This window comes from Microbacterium sp. NPDC064942 (assembly GCF_049545525.1).
Classification (GTDB): Bacteria; Actinomycetota; Actinomycetes; order Actinomycetales; family Microbacteriaceae; genus Microbacterium; species Microbacterium gawkjiense.
Window position 1 is genome coordinate 86,535 of sequence record NZ_JBMWDR010000002.1, and the last position, 15,391, is coordinate 101,925.

11 protein-coding genes and 1 pseudogene are annotated in these 15,391 nt (G+C 71.1%); 4 read left to right on the forward strand and 8 right to left on the reverse strand.

Annotated features, from left to right (window positions below):
• Positions 1–58: 58 nt before the first annotated feature.
• From ACPEH2_RS04795 to ACPEH2_RS04810, 4 genes and pseudogenes are all read left to right on the forward strand, one after another.
• Positions 59–1,443: pseudogene (locus ACPEH2_RS04795) on the forward strand (MFS transporter).
• 43 nt (positions 1,444–1,486) lie between these two features.
• Positions 1,487–3,361, forward strand: coding sequence for an FAD-dependent monooxygenase (locus ACPEH2_RS04800; RefSeq protein ID WP_359920580.1), 1,875 nt, complete (start codon positions 1,487–1,489; stop codon positions 3,359–3,361).
• Between the two features lie 391 nt (positions 3,362–3,752).
• A complete protein-coding gene (gene treS, locus ACPEH2_RS04805; protein ID WP_359920577.1) occupies positions 3,753–6,038 on the forward strand; it encodes a maltose alpha-D-glucosyltransferase in 2,286 nt (761 codons plus the stop codon).
• Between the two features lie 62 nt (positions 6,039–6,100).
• Positions 6,101–6,400: a DUF3072 domain-containing protein gene (locus ACPEH2_RS04810; protein WP_359920574.1), complete on the forward strand. Its 300-nt coding sequence runs from the start codon at positions 6,101–6,103 to the stop codon at positions 6,398–6,400.
• Positions 6,401–6,424: 24 nt separating this feature from the next.
• Here the strand turns inward: ACPEH2_RS04810 and ACPEH2_RS04815 are convergent, their stop codons facing one another.
• From ACPEH2_RS04815 to ACPEH2_RS04850, 8 genes are all read right to left on the reverse strand, one after another.
• Positions 6,425–7,666, reverse strand: a complete 1,242-nt coding sequence (locus ACPEH2_RS04815; RefSeq protein ID WP_359920571.1) for a maltokinase N-terminal cap-like domain-containing protein — start codon at positions 7,664–7,666, stop codon at positions 6,425–6,427.
• Between the two features lie 75 nt (positions 7,667–7,741).
• A complete protein-coding gene (locus ACPEH2_RS04820) occupies positions 7,742–9,208 on the reverse strand; it encodes a sensor histidine kinase (protein WP_311285162.1) in 1,467 nt (488 codons plus the stop codon).
• Positions 9,205–9,933, reverse strand: coding sequence for a response regulator transcription factor (locus ACPEH2_RS04825; RefSeq protein ID WP_359920568.1), 729 nt, complete (start codon positions 9,931–9,933; stop codon positions 9,205–9,207). Before ACPEH2_RS04825 ends, ACPEH2_RS04820 begins: the two co-directional genes overlap by 4 nt.
• Before the next feature lie 75 nt (positions 9,934–10,008).
• Complete coding sequence (locus tag ACPEH2_RS04830) at positions 10,009–11,796, reverse strand: carbohydrate-binding domain-containing protein (RefSeq protein ID WP_363492337.1); 1,788 nt, start codon at positions 11,794–11,796, stop codon at positions 10,009–10,011.
• Positions 11,781–12,584, reverse strand: a complete 804-nt coding sequence (locus ACPEH2_RS04835) for a polyphosphate polymerase domain-containing protein (RefSeq protein ID WP_359920992.1) — start codon at positions 12,582–12,584, stop codon at positions 11,781–11,783. The genes ACPEH2_RS04830 and ACPEH2_RS04835 overlap by 16 nt, the downstream gene beginning before the upstream one ends.
• On the reverse strand, positions 12,581–13,201 hold the full coding sequence (locus tag ACPEH2_RS04840; RefSeq protein WP_359920990.1) for a DUF4956 domain-containing protein: 621 nt from the start codon (positions 13,199–13,201) through the stop codon (positions 12,581–12,583). The genes ACPEH2_RS04835 and ACPEH2_RS04840 overlap by 4 nt, the downstream gene beginning before the upstream one ends.
• Positions 13,198–14,337, reverse strand: a complete 1,140-nt coding sequence (locus ACPEH2_RS04845; RefSeq protein ID WP_359920987.1) for a GtrA family protein — start codon at positions 14,335–14,337, stop codon at positions 13,198–13,200. Before ACPEH2_RS04845 ends, ACPEH2_RS04840 begins: the two co-directional genes overlap by 4 nt.
• A gap of 3 nt (positions 14,338–14,340) precedes the next feature.
• The gene (locus ACPEH2_RS04850) at positions 14,341–15,291 is read right to left on the reverse strand and encodes a phosphodiester glycosidase family protein (protein WP_359920985.1); all 951 of its coding nucleotides are present in this window, start codon (positions 15,289–15,291) and stop codon (positions 14,341–14,343) included.
• Positions 15,292–15,391 lie beyond the last annotated feature (100 nt).

The following is a 15,391-nucleotide window of genomic DNA, read 5'->3' on the forward strand; positions in this document are numbered from 1 at the left end:
GCAACACCCCACCGGGAGCCGCGGCCCCCGACAACGTCGTCACCAGGAGTCAATGAAGATGAGCGAATCCTCGCGCACGGGGTTCACCCCCACCGGAACGATCAGCAGCCCCACCGACCGTCGCCGCGTCGTGTTCGCAACCGTCGTCGGCACCACCGTCGAGTGGTACGACTTCTTCATCTACGCCCAGGCGGCGGGGCTCGTCTTCGCGCAGCTGTTCTTCGCGCCGCTCGGCGAGAGCACGGCGACGATCCTGTCGTTCCTCACCGTCGGCATCAGCTTCCTGTTCCGCCCGCTCGGAGCGTTCCTGGCCGGACACTTCGGCGACAAGTACGGCCGCCGCGTGGTGCTGGTGGTGACGCTCATCCTGATGGGTGTCGCGACGACGCTCGTCGGCCTGCTGCCGACCTGGACCGTCATCGGCCTCGCCGCCCCGATCCTGCTGATCTTCCTGCGCATCCTGCAGGGCATCTCGGCCGGCGGCGAGTGGGGCGGCGCGGTGCTCATGGCCGTGGAGCACGCCCCCAAGCAGAAGCGCGGACTCTTCGGCGCCTCGCCGCAGATCGGTGTGCCGATCGGTCTGCTGCTGGCCTCGGGGATGATGGCGCTCATGTCGGTGCTCGCCCCGGGCGACGCGTTCCTCGAGTGGGGCTGGCGTGTGCCGTTCCTCTTCTCGATCGTGCTGATCCTCGTCGGGTACTACATCCGCCGCCGTGTCGAGGAGAGCCCCGTCTTCCTCGAGCTCGCCGAGCGCAAGGAGCGCACGCGCACCCCGATCGTGCAGCTGTTCCGCAAGCATGCGCTCCTCGTCGTCATCGCGGCGCTCGTGTTCGCCGGCAACAACGCCGCCGGATACATGACCACCGGCGGCTACATCCAGAACTACGCCACCAACCCCGAGGGGCCGCTCGCGATGGACCGCAGCGGTGTGCTCCTGGCCGTCACGGGCTCGGCCCTGTTCTGGCTCGCCTCGACCTGGACCGCCGGGTGGATCAGCGACCGCATCGGCCGGCGCTCGACCTACATCGGCGGCTGGATCCTGCAGTTGATCGGCGTGTTCACCCTCTTCCCGCTCGTTTGAACACCGGAGACCTCGGCCTCCTGTTCACGGCCCTCGCGATCCTCGCGATCGGCCTCGGCTTCACCTACGGGCAGCAGTCCGCGTACTACGCCGAGCTCTTCCCCGCCTCGATCCGGTTCTCGGGCGTCTCGATCTCGTACGCGATCGGCGCGATCCTCGGCGGCGCGTTCGCCCCCACCATCGCGACCGCGCTCGTGCAGGCGACGGGGTCGACCTGGTCGGTCGCGCTCTACCTGGCGGGGATGACGGTGCTCGGCCTGCTGGCGACGCTGCTGCTGCGTGATCGCACCGGCATCCCCCTCGGACCCGATCACGAGGAGGAGCAGGCGAAGAGCCCGATCTACGGGGTGTCCCGGGCCTGAGATCCGGATGCCGCATCCGACCGTCCTCCCGAAAGCGAGCACCATGCAGTTCCACCACCACGGCTACGTCTCCGGGGACCCTCGCGTCGAGAACGCCGCCGGCACGGGGATCGGCCGACCCGAGGAGCTTCCCGACGAGACCGACGTCCTGATCGTCGGGTCGGGACCGGCCGGGATGCTGCTGGCCGCCCAGATGTCGCAGTTCCCGGCGGCCTCGACGCGCATCATCGAGCGGCGCGGCGGGCGGCTGCCCCTCGGCCAGGCCGACGGCATCCAGCCGCGCAGCGTCGAGACGTTCCAGGCGTTCGGGTTCGCCGAGCGGATCACCGCCGAGGCCTACAACATCGGGTACATGAACTTCTGGGGCCCGGACCCGGAGGACCCGTCGCGCATCCGCCGCACCAGCCGCACGGAGGACTACGGGCTGAAGATCAGCGAGTTCCCGCACCTGATCGTCAACCAGGCGCGCGTGCTCGACTACTTCGCCGAGGCGGCGGCGCTCGGCCCCGGCCGCATCCGCCCCGACTACGGCGTCGAGTTCGTCGGACTCACCCGGGACGACGCGGACGAGTACCCGCTCGCGGTGCGGGTGCGCCACGTCGAAGGTGCGCGGGCCGGCGAGGAGCGCACGATCCGCGCGAAGTTCGTCGTCGGATGCGACGGGGCGCGCAGCGGCGTGCGCGACGCGATCGGCCGACGGCACGTCGGGCGGTTCGCGGCGCACGCGTGGGGCGTCATGGACGTGCTCGTGAACACGGACTTCCCCGACTGGCGGATCAAGTGCGCGATCACCTCCGAGGCGGGCAACATCCTGCACATCCCGCGCGAGGGCGGGTACCTCTCGCGCATGTACATCGACCTCGGCGAGGTGCCCGACACCGACAACCGCGCGGTGCGCAGCACCCCCATCGAGGAGATCATCCGCCGCGCGAACGAGATCCTGCATCCGTACTCCATCGACGTGAAGCAGGTCGCCTGGCACAGCGTGTACGAGGTCGGGCACCGCGTCACCGATCGCTTCGACGACGTCGAGGACGGCGACGGCCGCACGCCCCGCGTGTTCCTCACCGGCGACGCCTGCCACACGCACAGCGCGAAGGCGGGGCAGGGCATGAACGTGTCGATGCAGGACGGGTTCAACCTCGGCTGGAAGCTCGGGCACGTGCTCACCGGGCTGGCCCCGGCATCCCTCCTGTCGACGTACTCGGGGGAGCGCCAGCCCGTCGCGCAGCAGCTCATCGACTTCGACCGCGAGTGGTCGTCGCTCATGGCGCGCAAGCCCCACGAGATCTCGGACCCCGACGACCTCGCGAACTACTACCTCGCGACCGCCGAGTTCCCCTCGGGCTTCATGACCCGCTACGAGCCGTCGGCGATCGTCGCGGACGACCGGCACCAGGCGCTCGCCGAGGGCTACCCCGTCGGCAAGCGTTTCGCGTCGGTCCCGGTGACCCGAGTGAGCGACGGCAACGTCGTGCACCTCGGTCACCATGCCCGCGCCGACGGTCGCTGGCGGGTGTACGCCTTCGCAGACCCGGATGCCGCGGCTCTGGGCACGTGGGCGGAGTGGGCGGCATCCGCCAATTCACCGCTGTTGCGGTTCACGCCCGCCGGCGCCGACGTCGACGCGGTGTTCGACGTGAAGGCCGTGTACCCGCAGCCGTACGACGAGGTGGAGCTGCTCGCGGTGCCGGAGGTCTTCCGGCCGCGGACCGGCCCGCTCGGCCTCATGGACTGGGAGAAGGTCTACGCGGCCGGGCCCGGCGCCTGGAACTCCGTCGACATCTTCGCCGAGCGCGGCATCGACCGCCGGGGCGCCGTCGTCGTCGTGCGCCCCGACCAGTACGTCGCCGCCGTCCTGCCGCTCGACGCGCCCGCCGAGCTCGACGCCTTCCTGTCGCGCGCGTTCGCGGGCTGACGCGCGCGGACGGGCGGGTGGGCGTCGACCCGACCCGATCGGCGCCCATCCCGCGTGCGAGACCGCACTTCGCGTCGGGTCGCGGCCGCGAGGGGTCGCAGATGGTCGCGCGAGCGGCCGGGAAGCGACCATGTGCGACGCCTCGTCGCGCTCGCGCCACGCCCCGGGCTTCCGCGTCGACCCGACGCGACCTGCGCCCATTCCAGCCCCGAAGCCGCACTTCGCGTCGGGTCGCGGCGTCGAGACGTCGCAGATGGTCGGGCAGGATGCCGGGAAGCGACCAGCTGCGACGCCTCGGCGTTCGGGCGGGCCGAGCGCGGCATCCATATCGCGGGGAGAAACTCGGCACCACCCCTTCCGGGCGACGGGGCGGAGTTCGTAGCGTGGAGCCATGGCGCGTGACGACGACCGACCCGAGGACCTCTACACCGGACCCATCGACCTGTCGGCGCTCGCCGCGGAGGACGGCGATCTCGAGATGCCCGAGATCAGCTACGACGAGCAGCGGTACCCCGCGCGTCCGCGCCGGCTCCGCCCGCGCGACAACCTGCGCGGCAGCAGCGTGCGCCGCATCCGCACCGACCCGCGTACGGCGAACGGGACGAACCCGTCGTACGTCGAGTGGCTGGTGCGTCAGTCGATGCTGAAGGATGCCGACGTCCTGGCGCGCCAGCTGTCGGGGCAACCCACGATGTGGCGCAACGCCTACGCGCGCCCCGACGCGCGTCGAGCGATCGCGACGAGCGACGTGTGGTTCACCGCGTACCCGATCTCGCTCATCACGCGCCCGGGCCAGTCGTTCCTGTCGGCCCTCGGTGACGACGAGCTCTGGTCGGTGTTCGAGCGGATCGGCATCACCGCCATCCACACGGGGCCCGTCAAGCGCGCCGGCGGCATCGAGGGGTGGGGTGAGACCCCCAGCGTCGACGGCCACTTCGACCGCATCAGCACGGCGATCGATCCCGCGTTCGGGACGGAGGACGAGTTCCGCGCGCTGTGCGACGTGGCCGACTCGCACGGCGGCAGCGTCATCGACGACATCGTCCCCGGCCACACCGGCAAGGGGGCGGACTTCCGCCTCGCCGAGATGGGGTTCAAGGACTACCCGGGGATCTACCACATGGTCGCGATCCCGCCGGAGGACTGGCACCTGCTGCCCGATGTCCCCGAGGGCTACGACAGCGTCAACCTCGACCCGGCGACCGAGCACACCCTCGCCGAGCACGGCTACATCATCGGCGCCCTGCAGCGCGTCATCTTCTACACGCCCGGGGTGAAGGAGACGAACTGGAGCGCGACCGCTCCCGCGATCGGCCCCGACGGGGTCACGCGCCGCTGGGTGTACCTGCACTACTTCAAGCAGGGGCAGCCCTCGATCAACTGGCTCGACCCGACCTTCGCCGGCATGCGCCTCGTGATCGGCGACGCCCTGCACTCCCTGGGCGAGCTCGGCACGAGCGCGCTGCGCCTCGACGCGAACGGATTCCTCGGGGTGGAGAAGAGCGCCGAGGGTCTGCCCGCGTGGTCGGAGGGGCATCCGCTCTCGCACGCGGCGAACCACATCATCGCGGGCATGGTGCGAAAGGTCGGCGGCTTCACGTTCCAGGAGCTGAACCTCACGATGGAGGACATCCGCGACACGGGTGCCGTCGGCGCCGACCTGTCGTACGACTTCATCGGACGTCCGGGCTACCACCACGCCCTCGCCACCGGGCAGACCGAGTTCCTGCGGCTGGCGCTCACCTCGTCGCTCGCGCTCGGCGTCGCGCCGGTGCAGCTCGTGCACGGGCTGCAGAACCACGACGAGCTCACCTACGAGCTCGTCCACTGGGCGACCCGCCACGCCGACGAGGAGTACGGCTTCCGCGGCGAGACGATCACCGGCGGCGAGCTCGCCGAGGTGGTGCGTGCCGAGCTGACCGAGAAGCTGGTGGATGCCGGTGACTACAACCGCGTGTTCACGCAGAACGGCATCGCCTGCACGTCGACGTCGCTCATCGCGGCGACCCGCGGCATCCCGTCCCTCGACGACATCACCGACGACGACGTCCCCGCGATCCGCGACGCGCACCTCCTACTGTGCGCGTACAACGCGTGGCAGCCGGGCGTGTTCGGGCTCTCGGGCTGGGACCTCGTCGGCATGCTGACGCTGCCCGCCGACGAGGTGGCCGACCTGATCGGCGCCGGCGACACCCGGTGGATCGAGCGCGGTGCGCACGACCTGCTCGACGTCGACCCGGGCGCGACCCGTTCGACCTCGGGCATGCCGCGCGGCCGGGCGCTCTACGGTCCGCTGCCCGCGCAGCTCGAGGACCCCGACTCGTTCGCGTCGCGCCTGTCGGCGATCATCGACCTGCGCCGCGCGCACGGGGTGGCGACGGCGACCCAGGTCGACATCCCCGAGGTCGCGCACGCCGGCATGCTCGTCCTGGTCCACCGCCTCGACGAGGGGATGCCGGAGGCCGACGCTCCTATACAGGTGACGGTCCTGAACTTCTCGGCCGAGCCGATCGAGGGCACCGTGCGGTCGGAGCACCTGACGCCGCAGAGCGATGTCCGTGACGCGGCCGCGGACGAGGTCATCGGCCGCGTCGACGACCTGCAGAGCTTCTCGGTGTCGCTGTCCGCCTACGGCGCCCGGTTCCTGCTGCTCGAGCCGCAGGCCGAGGAGGACTGACGGAGCGGATGCCGGGGCGCAAGCCCCCCGGCGATGTCCGGCGCCCTGCGTAGCGTCGTCTCATGAGCGACCAGAGCACCCCTTCCGAGAACGACACCACCGACCCCGCCGAGGGTCACGCGCTTCCGCCCGAGACCGGGCAGTCGGGCGAAATGCTCGGCGGCCCGAGCGGCGACACCGCCGTCAAGGACCCCGAGGAATGGGTCAGCGGTGACGAGCCGATGACCGGCGCGCAGCGCAGCTACCTCGACACCCTGGCGCGGGAGGCGGGCGAGCAGATCCCCGCCGACCTCACGAAGGCGCAGGCCTCCGAGCACATCGACCGTCTGCAGCAGGCGACCGGGCGCGGCGCTTCGGACTGACCGTGACGGCGTCGCGCCCGCCTCTCAGGCGAGCGCGACGTCGATGCCGGCGAGCGGCACGGCCAGCCAGTCGGGCCGGTTGCGCGCCTCGTAGATCGACTCGTACACCGCCTTGTCGAGCACGAGCGCACGCAGCAGCACCGGGTCGAGGGCGATCGCTCCCGGCGCGTCGGCGTAGGCGGTGAGGAACGCCTCCCGGCATGCGGCCGCCCAGGCCGCGGCATCCGGTCCCGCGCCGACGGCGCCGGCGTAGTCGAAAGAACGCAGCATTCCGGCCACGTCGCGCGGCGAGAGATCGGGGACCGCCCGCTCGGCCATCGGTCGCAGGGGTTCGCCCTCGAAGTCGACGATCCGCCAGCCGCCGTGCGGCACGGCGAGCACCTGTCCGAGGTGCAGGTCGCCGTGGATGCGCTGCAGTCGCGGCCAGGGGCGGTCGAGCGCGGCGGCGTACACGGCGTCGATCGCCGCGAGCCGGTCGGCGACGGCGGGGACTTCGGCGGAGGCGATCGCCAGGCGTCGGCGCCAGGCGCGGCCCACCGCGGCGAGCTGGTCGGGCGAGGCATCCATCGATTCGAGGGCGTCCCTGAGCGCGCCGTGCACCCCGGCGACGGCGACCCCGAGGTCGTGGGCGGCGTCGGTGAAGTCGCGGCCCTCGCGGGCGGCGTCGAGTGCGATCGCCCACCCGTCGCGCACGCCGGGCAGGAACTCCTGCGCGAACCCGAGGGTCCCGCGTGCCGCGCCGGAGTCGCGGCCGACGTCGGGCCACTCGGCATCCGCGCTGCCGTAGAAGCGCGGCACGTACGGCGAGCCGGCCTCGCTCAGCACGCGCTGCACCGTGACGTCGGGGTTCTCGCCGTGGTGCAGCGTCCGGAAGAGTTTGAGGATGATGGCGGGTGCGCCGTCGACGTCGTAGACGATCGAGGTGTTCGACTGCTCGCCGGTGAGCACACGCGAGCCCGTCACGCGGCTCGTGTCGACACCCATGTCCGCGAGGAGGCCGACGGTGAAGGCGGGATGCCGGGTGGCATCCACCACCGCATGCCCTTCCGCGGTCCTGGTGACGACCTCCAGGTCGCCGGGGTCGCTCACCTCGGCGAGCGGCACGTTGTAGAGCGTGGGCACCGCGCCGGCGTCGTCCATGAGGAGGTACCGGGTCGCCCCCGCCACGGTCTGCGTGTCGAGCACGCGGAACTGCGGATCGTGGCTCTTGCCCGCATACCAGCGCTGCCGCGCCACCCAGGCACCGAGGTCGTCGTCGAATCCCACACGTCTAGCCTGGCCCGAGCAGCCGCCCCGGGGAAGGGGTGGACGAGGAATCGTCGAGACGTTAGGGGACGGCGGTCACGCCAGCGGCAGGCGGAGGGTGAACGCGGTGTGTCCAGGGGTACTCTCGACCCCGATCGAGCCGTCGTGGGCGGCCACGATCGCTTCGGCGATCGACAGGCCGAGCCCGGTACTCCCGGCATCCCGGTTGCGCGAAACGTCGCCCCGCGCGAACCGTTCGAACAACCTGTCGCGGATGTCGGGCGCGATCCCGGGTCCGTCGTCGGTCACCTCGAGCACCGCATCCTCGCCGTCCAGCCGGAGGGCGAGGACCACGCGGGTACCGGGTGGGGTGTGGGTGCGCGCGTTGCGCAGGAGGTTCGCCACCACCTGCCGGAGCCGATTCTCGTCGCCGGTCACCTCGATCGTGTCGTCGTCGCCGAGGTCGAGCAGCCACGTCCGCGACGGGTCGGCGGCATGGGCGTCGCTGACCGCGTCGATCGCGAGCATCGTGAGGTCCACGCTCTCGCGGCGCAGCCGCTGACCGGCGTCGAGCCGCGCGAGCAGCAGCAGGTCCTCGACGAGGTCGGCCATGCGGGTGGACTCCGAGGCGATCCGGTCGAAGGCGCGTTGCTGGGTGGGTGTCATCGGCGCGTTCTCGCCGAGGGAGAGTTGCGCGTACCCGCGGATCGACGCGAGAGGCGTACGCAGCTCGTGACTGGCATCGGCGATGAAGCGCCGGAGCTGATCCTCGCTGTGCTGGCGCGAGGTCAGCGCCGACTCGATGTGGGCCAGCAGGACGTTCAGGGAATGACCCACCCGACCGACCTCGGTCGCGGGATCGGTGTCGCGGTCGGGCACGCGCTCGGGGATCTCGACCTCGCCGATGGCGAGCGGGCGCGCCGCGACGCGGTCGGCCACCGCGGCGACACGGTCGAGAGGGCGCAGCGTCCGGCGCACGACGAGCGACAGCCCGATGAGCACGAGCAGCAGTGCCGTGCCGGCCACGGCGACCTGGATGACGGTGAGGGCGGATGTGGTCGCGGTCACCTCGTCGAGCGAGATGCCGGCGACCACCCGCATCCCGTTCTCCTCCTGAGCCGCGAGGCGGAACTCGCCGAGGCTCCCGCCGAGGTCGACCGTCTCGGGTGTGCGCGAGGGGAGCTCCGCGCGCGTGATCGCCTCGAGCTGACTCTCGGCGAGCGTCGTCTCCTGGCCGTCGTCGCCCGTGTAGCTCGACGACACCACCGAACCGTCCGAGGCGAACACGGCGTGCAGCGACCCGATGCGCGGTGCGGGACCTTCGCGGTCACCGGAGGCGCCGCCGGACGGGAACGAGCCCCCCGGCATCCCCCCGCCGACGCGGACGATCTGCAGGGTTTCCAGCACCTGCCCGTCGAGCCGGTCGTAGACGAAGGTCCGGAGAGCGAGCGAGGTCGCCAGGCCCGTGACGAGCAGGGCGATCGCGACGAGCGCACCGGTGCCGACGACGAGGGTGCGCCGCAGCGTCCAGCGTCTCCGTCCGCTCCGACCCGTTGCCCTCATGAGGCGGACTTGATCGTGTACCCGACGCCGCGCACCGTGTGGATCAGGGGTTCGCCGAGGGTGTCGATCTTCTTCCGGAGGTAGGAGATGTAGATCTCGACGACGCTCGACGTGCCGCCGAAGTCGTAGCTCCACACCTGGTCGAGGATCTGCGCACGGGAGAGGACCCGCCGCGGGTTCTGCATGAGGTAGCGGAGCAGCTCGAACTCCTTCGCCGTCAGCTTGATCGGGATGCCGCCGCGCTCCACCTCGTACGTCTCCTCGTCGAGCGTCAGGTCTCCGACCCGGAGACGGGTCTCGGCCGCGGCGGCCGCGGCCACGTGACGACGCGCCATCGCGCGCAGTCGGACGACGACCTCCTCGAGGTTGAAGGGCTTCGTGAGGTAATCGTCGCCGCCGGCGCTGATGCCGGCGATGCGATCCTCGACCGCATCCTTCGCCGTCAGGAAGAGGACGGGAACATCGTTGCCGGCGGAGCGCAGGCGGCGCAGCACCTCCATGCCATCGATGCCCGGCATCATGATGTCGAGCACGAGGATGTCGGGGCCGAATTCGCGCACCAGGGTGAGGGCCTCCTGGCCGTTCGCGGCGGTGCGGGCGTCCCACCCCTCGTTCTGCAGCGCCATGCGGAGCAGATCGCTGAGGTTCGCCTCGTCGTCGACGACCAGCACGCGGATCGGGGAGCCGTCGATGCGGGTCATCGGGGTCGGGCGGGTGGCGTTCATGGCATCAGCTTTCCGTGTTCGCGGGGGGAATGCGACCGTGCGAAGGCCCGGAAAGGCCGCCGCACGGTCGCGGGATCAGGAGCGCGCGCCGGCGCCGGGGGCACCGTCGGGCGCGGTGCCCCCTCCGGGGCCGCCGCCCCTTCCGCCCCCCATCCCGCCGGTGACGGCCTCACCGGCCGTCACCGCGACCGACGTGCCGCCCGCGGACACCGTGTAGATGCCGTCGGCGTCGATGTCGGCCGAGGAGAACACCACGGTCTGGAACTCCTTCTCCGCCGTGGTGGAGAAGACGACCGTGCCGTCGGCATCCGTGATCCGGATCTCGTCGCCGGCAGAGCCGCTGACCGTCGCGGCGATCCACGCCTGCGCGCTACCGCTGTCGGGCGACTCGGCCATGCCCGAGCTGCCCACGGCGAGGAGCGTGCCGCCGGAGACATCGAAGCCCCCGTTGCTGTCGAGCGCACCGTTGCCCGCCGAGGTCGGACCCCAGACGACGATGTCGCCGCCGGTCACGGTCACGGAGCCGTTCGAGTCGATCCCGTCCCCGCCGGCATCCACCGTCAGGGTGCCTCCCGAGATCGTGATGGTCTCACCGGTGTCGGCCATGCCGCCGCCCATGCCGCCCTGGGCGGAGTCTCCGGAGGCGGTCTCCGAGCCGGCGTCGCCGCTGCCGTTCAGCCCGTCGTCGGAGGAGGTGACCGCGACGTCACCACCGCTGATGGTGATGTCGGTCGCCTCGAGTCCCTCGTTCGACCGTCCGACGGTCACCGTGCCGCCACCGATCTCCAGCGCCGCCTCGGCGTGCGCACCGTCGTCTCCCGCGCTGATCGTGACCGCTCCGCCGAGGATCCCGATCGAGCCGTCCGAATGCAGACCGTCGTCCGTGGCGGACACGTCGACCGAGCCGTCGCCGATCGCGACGACGACCCCCGCGCTGATGCCCTTCGAGCCGGCGTCCGCCGCGCCCTCGGCGCTGATCGACACCGTCCCGCCCGTGATCACGGCATCGGTGGTTGCGGCGATGCCGTCGTCGCCACTGGTGGCGGTGATGTCACCGCCGGAGATCCAGACGTACCCACGGGTGGCGTCTTCGTCCTCGTCGCTCCCCAGCGCATCGCCGCCGGCAGTGACGTCGAGCGTTCCGCCCGAGATGACGAGGGCGTCCTTGCCGCGGAGGGCGTCGTCGGCGGCATCCACCGTGATCGTCCCGCCGATGATCGCGAGGTCGTCCGTGCTGGCGATGCCGTCGTTGCCGTTCCCCGAGATGACGAGCGAACCGGTTCCACCGATGGTCAGGTCGGCATCGGCGTAGATCGCCGCGTTCGCTGCGGCGCTGTCGTCGTAGCTCGCGGCGTCCGAGACCGAGTTCTCGCTGCCGTCGGCGAGCGAGATGGCGACGTCGTCGGCCGTCGTGACCGAGATGGCGGCGCCGTCGTCGTTCGTGATGTCGACGCCGTCGAGGATGAGGACGACCTGCGCGTCGTCGGGTGCGGCGACGACGACAGATCCGGCGAGGTCGCCGCTGAGCCGATAGACGCCGGCGGCCGAGATGGTGACCGTGCCGCCGTCGACGCTCACGCCGTCGCCGGACGCCGTCGCGGTCGATCCCTCGAGAGTGACGTCGATCGCGTCGCCCGCCGACCACTCGTCGTCGTCCACGACCGTCGCGTCCTCGTTGGCGGCGAGGACGGCCGTCGGGTCGAGGTCGGAGTCGATGTCGGCGACCGCGACGGTGGCGGAGTCGTCCGTCGTGGATGTGGTCCCGCTCGTGCCGGTCGAGGCGACGCCGGTGACGGCGCACCCCGCGAGGACGAGCCCCGCGAGGGCGACGGGGACGGCAGGAAGGATCAGGCGGCGGCGCATGGCAGCTCCTCGGTGTGGATGGTGGTGGATGCGGGGGAGAAGGGGCCGCGCAGGAGGCGTCCCCAGCGGTTGCGGGGGAGTTCGGGGCTCATCGCGGCGAGTCCGGTCGCGTATTTGCTGACCGAGACGGGACGGTGCCCGGCACGCCACAACAGTCGGTCGAGGGCGGGTGCCGACGACGGCGACTTCGTCTCGACGATCGCCAGATCGGGGAGGGAGAAGCCGGTGCCGTCCGGGCGGTCCCAGCGCAGGTCGGTGTCGATGGTCGCCCGCGACGACTGGTCGGGGGCGAGGAGCGTCGCCCGTGCGTACCGGGTGACGAGCGTGGCATCCAGCTCGTCGACGCGACCGCTGTCGACGCCGATCGTGGCGAAGGCGGCGGCGACCTCTTCTTGGGCTTCGGGGGTGAGGACGGCGCGCTGGGCGACGTCGTACTCCGACCGTTCCTTGACCGTCGTCCCACGAGCGCCGCGCGTCTTGATCTCGAGGTAGGCGGCGTGGGTGTCGACGTAGGTGCGGGTACGGAGCTTGAACCGACGCCGGCGGGGCTGCGCGGCCATGTGGAAGCTCAGCAGGTCGGGGGTGTCGAAGTAGACGGACTCGTAGGCGAATCGGCGGGCGCCGCCGATGTCGAGGACGCGGGTGCGCTCGTCGACCCGCGAGAGCAGGCCGCCCAGTGCGGACTTGGGCACGACGTACTTGCGGTCGACGCGGGCCAGGAGTGCCGCCTCGGCCACCATGTCCTCGAGGCTCACCCCGTCGAAGCGGGCGAGGGCGTCGGGGCTCATCGGACCGCTCCGGCTGCGAGGCGGCCGTCCACCTGCGACCCCGCCGAGTCGGGCGCGGGACGATCGTTGTCCGCGATGCGGTAGCGCACGTCGACGGTGGTCGTGTCGTTCACGAGGTCGAGCTCCTGCACGGTCAGCGAGGTGACCTCTCCGCCGAGCCGCTGCCCGACGAGGGCGCGGAGCGCGGTCTCGTCGGCCTCGGCACGGTCGAGGCGCACCACTTGGTGGCGGCTGCGGGAAAGCAGACGCGGGTGGTCGGCCGCCCACATCACGACGAGGATCAGCGCGATGAGTCCGGTGACGGGCAGGATGTCGGTGGTCGGGAGGCCGGCCATGAGGCCTGTGGCCAGTGCGGCGAAGTAGTAGGCCACCTCGCGCTGCGAGATCTCCGACGACCGGAGCCGGATGATCGAGAGCACACCGAACAGCCCGAGGCCGAGTCCGAGCGCGACCTCGGCGGTGCCGAGGACGGTCGCGACGGCCATCACCCCGACGTTGACCCCGAGGAAGGCGACGACCAGGTCGCGGCGGCGGTGGCGTCGGTAGTAGAGCCCCAGGCTGAGGATGAGGGCGGCGGCGAGGTCGATCGCGATGAGCGAGATCGAGACGATGGTCATGGGTTCCTCCGTGGGGATGTGGTGACGATCTCCATTCGAGTGGCGGCACCTTCACCGTTCCTAAGAGGCGCATTGACCGCCGATTCGAGGCGGGAAACGCGCGGCTTCCGGCCGAACACCACGCTCCGCTGGATGAGGTAGCCGAGCGCGAACAGCGCCGCCTCGGTGACGAGCTTGGCGGCGAGCAGCGGCATCCCGGCCGCGGTGAGCATCGTCATCCAGGCGACGTTCGAGGCCAGCAGTGCGCCGGCGAGGAGCGCGTACCGTGTCGCCTGGCGGCGCAGCGCACCGGTACCGTCGCGACGGAAGACGACGTGCCGATTGACGACGAAGTTCACGGTCGCGCTGACGACCCGGGCGACGACGATGGACGGGATCAAGGCTCCCGTCACCGCGGTCAGGACGAGGAGCAGCAGGGTGTCGACGGCGAACGCGAACAGCGACGAGGCCGCGAACAGCAGCAGCGGCACCCCTACGCGCAGGGTGTCGACCAGGGGGCGGAAGTGGCTCGACGCGTTCCCCGCCACGTAGACGGTCTCGATCGGGACCTCGCACGTCTCCCACCCGTCGCGGTGACAGCGCAGGAGCACGTTCTGCTCGTACTCGAAGCGGTCGCCGCGCTGCGCGAGCAGCCAGGGCAGCATGACGGGCGGGATGCCGCGCAGCCCGGTCTGGGTGTCGGAGAGGGTCCATCCCGCCGCGAGACGGAACGTCGCCCGCGCCGCCGCGTTGCCGAGCCTGCTGCGCATCGGATTGCCGCGTCGGCCGGTGTCGCGGCATCCGAGCACCATCACCGGCGCGCCGGAGTCGACCGCGGCGACGGTGGCGGCGCCGACGTTCAGGATGTCGGCGACCGTGTGCTGGCCGTCGGCATCGGCCGTGACCACGGAATGTCCGGGGAAGGCGCTCATCGCGTGCCGGAACCCTGTGCGTAGCGCTGCGCCCTTCCCTTGGTTCCGCACGTGTCCGAGGACCGTCGCCCCGAGTGCCGCGACGTCGTCGAAGACGGCGGCATGGCGGGGTCCGCTGCCGTCGTCGACGACGACGATCGGGATGCCGGGAGCGGAGATCGTGAGCGCGCCGACCAGGTCGGTCAGGGCGACGTCGGGTTCGTAGGCCGGGATGAGGATGATCACGGCTCACTCCGCGATGTAGAGGATGTCGCTCGTGCCGCGCTCGCCACCGTTCGAGGGCTGGTTCACGACCTCGCCGTCGAAGAACATCGTCGACGACCCGCCGCCGTCGAGGTTGTACGCGGTCTCGGCGCCGAGGTCGATCATGATCTGGGCGAGCTCGGTGAGGGTCGCTCCGCGGCTGTAGCCCTCGCTGCGGCCGTCGACGACGACGAAGACGAGATGGTTGTCGTCGATCACGCCGACGGCGGTGCGGGGCTGCTCACCCTGGATCGAATGGTTGCCGACGTTGGTGTCGACCTCGACGTCCTCGATCCCGGCCACGACAGCGCCGTCCTCGACGAGTGCGGGGCCGAAGCTGAGGGTGTTCCAGACCCCGTCGGCGAGCAGCTGGTCGGCGCTCGCGGCCGTCTCGTCGTAGACCTGCACCGTTCCGTCGGTGTAGAAGGCCAATCCGGTGCGGGCGGGGGAGTCCCGGTAGACGACGCCGTTGCGGATCACGATGCCGGTGTCGCGGAATCCGTAGTAGTCGCCGTTGATCGCGAACACGGCGCCGTTGTCCTCGGCGATCCCGCTCGTGGTCTCGGTGATGTTCTCGCCGAACTGATCCTTCGCGAACGCGGAGCGCAACCGGGTCGCATCCGAGAGGACCACATCGGCGACGTAGTACGTGAGGGTGTCGTCGCCTGACCCGGTGACGACCTGCGACACGGTGACGGTGGTCTCGCCGTCCGAATAGGTGTCGCCCTCGACGACACCCGCCGGATTCGTCGCCGACGTCGTCGGCTCGATGGCCGAATTCTCGGCCTCGTACGCCGAGACGTCGGCGATCTCGACGTGCTCGATGAGGAACCGGTCTGCGGCCCACGCCGTGGCCCCTCCGACGGCGAGGGCGACGGTGAGGCCGCCGGCGATGAGGGCGGTCCGAAGGTGGCGCGGTTTCGTGGTGTGAGGCATGCCTCCAGGAGTACGGACGCGAGGTCGGGCGGATGTTGACCGATCCTGAGAACGGGATTAACGACGCCCTCCCGAGAGGGCACGGTCAGGCGGTCGCCTC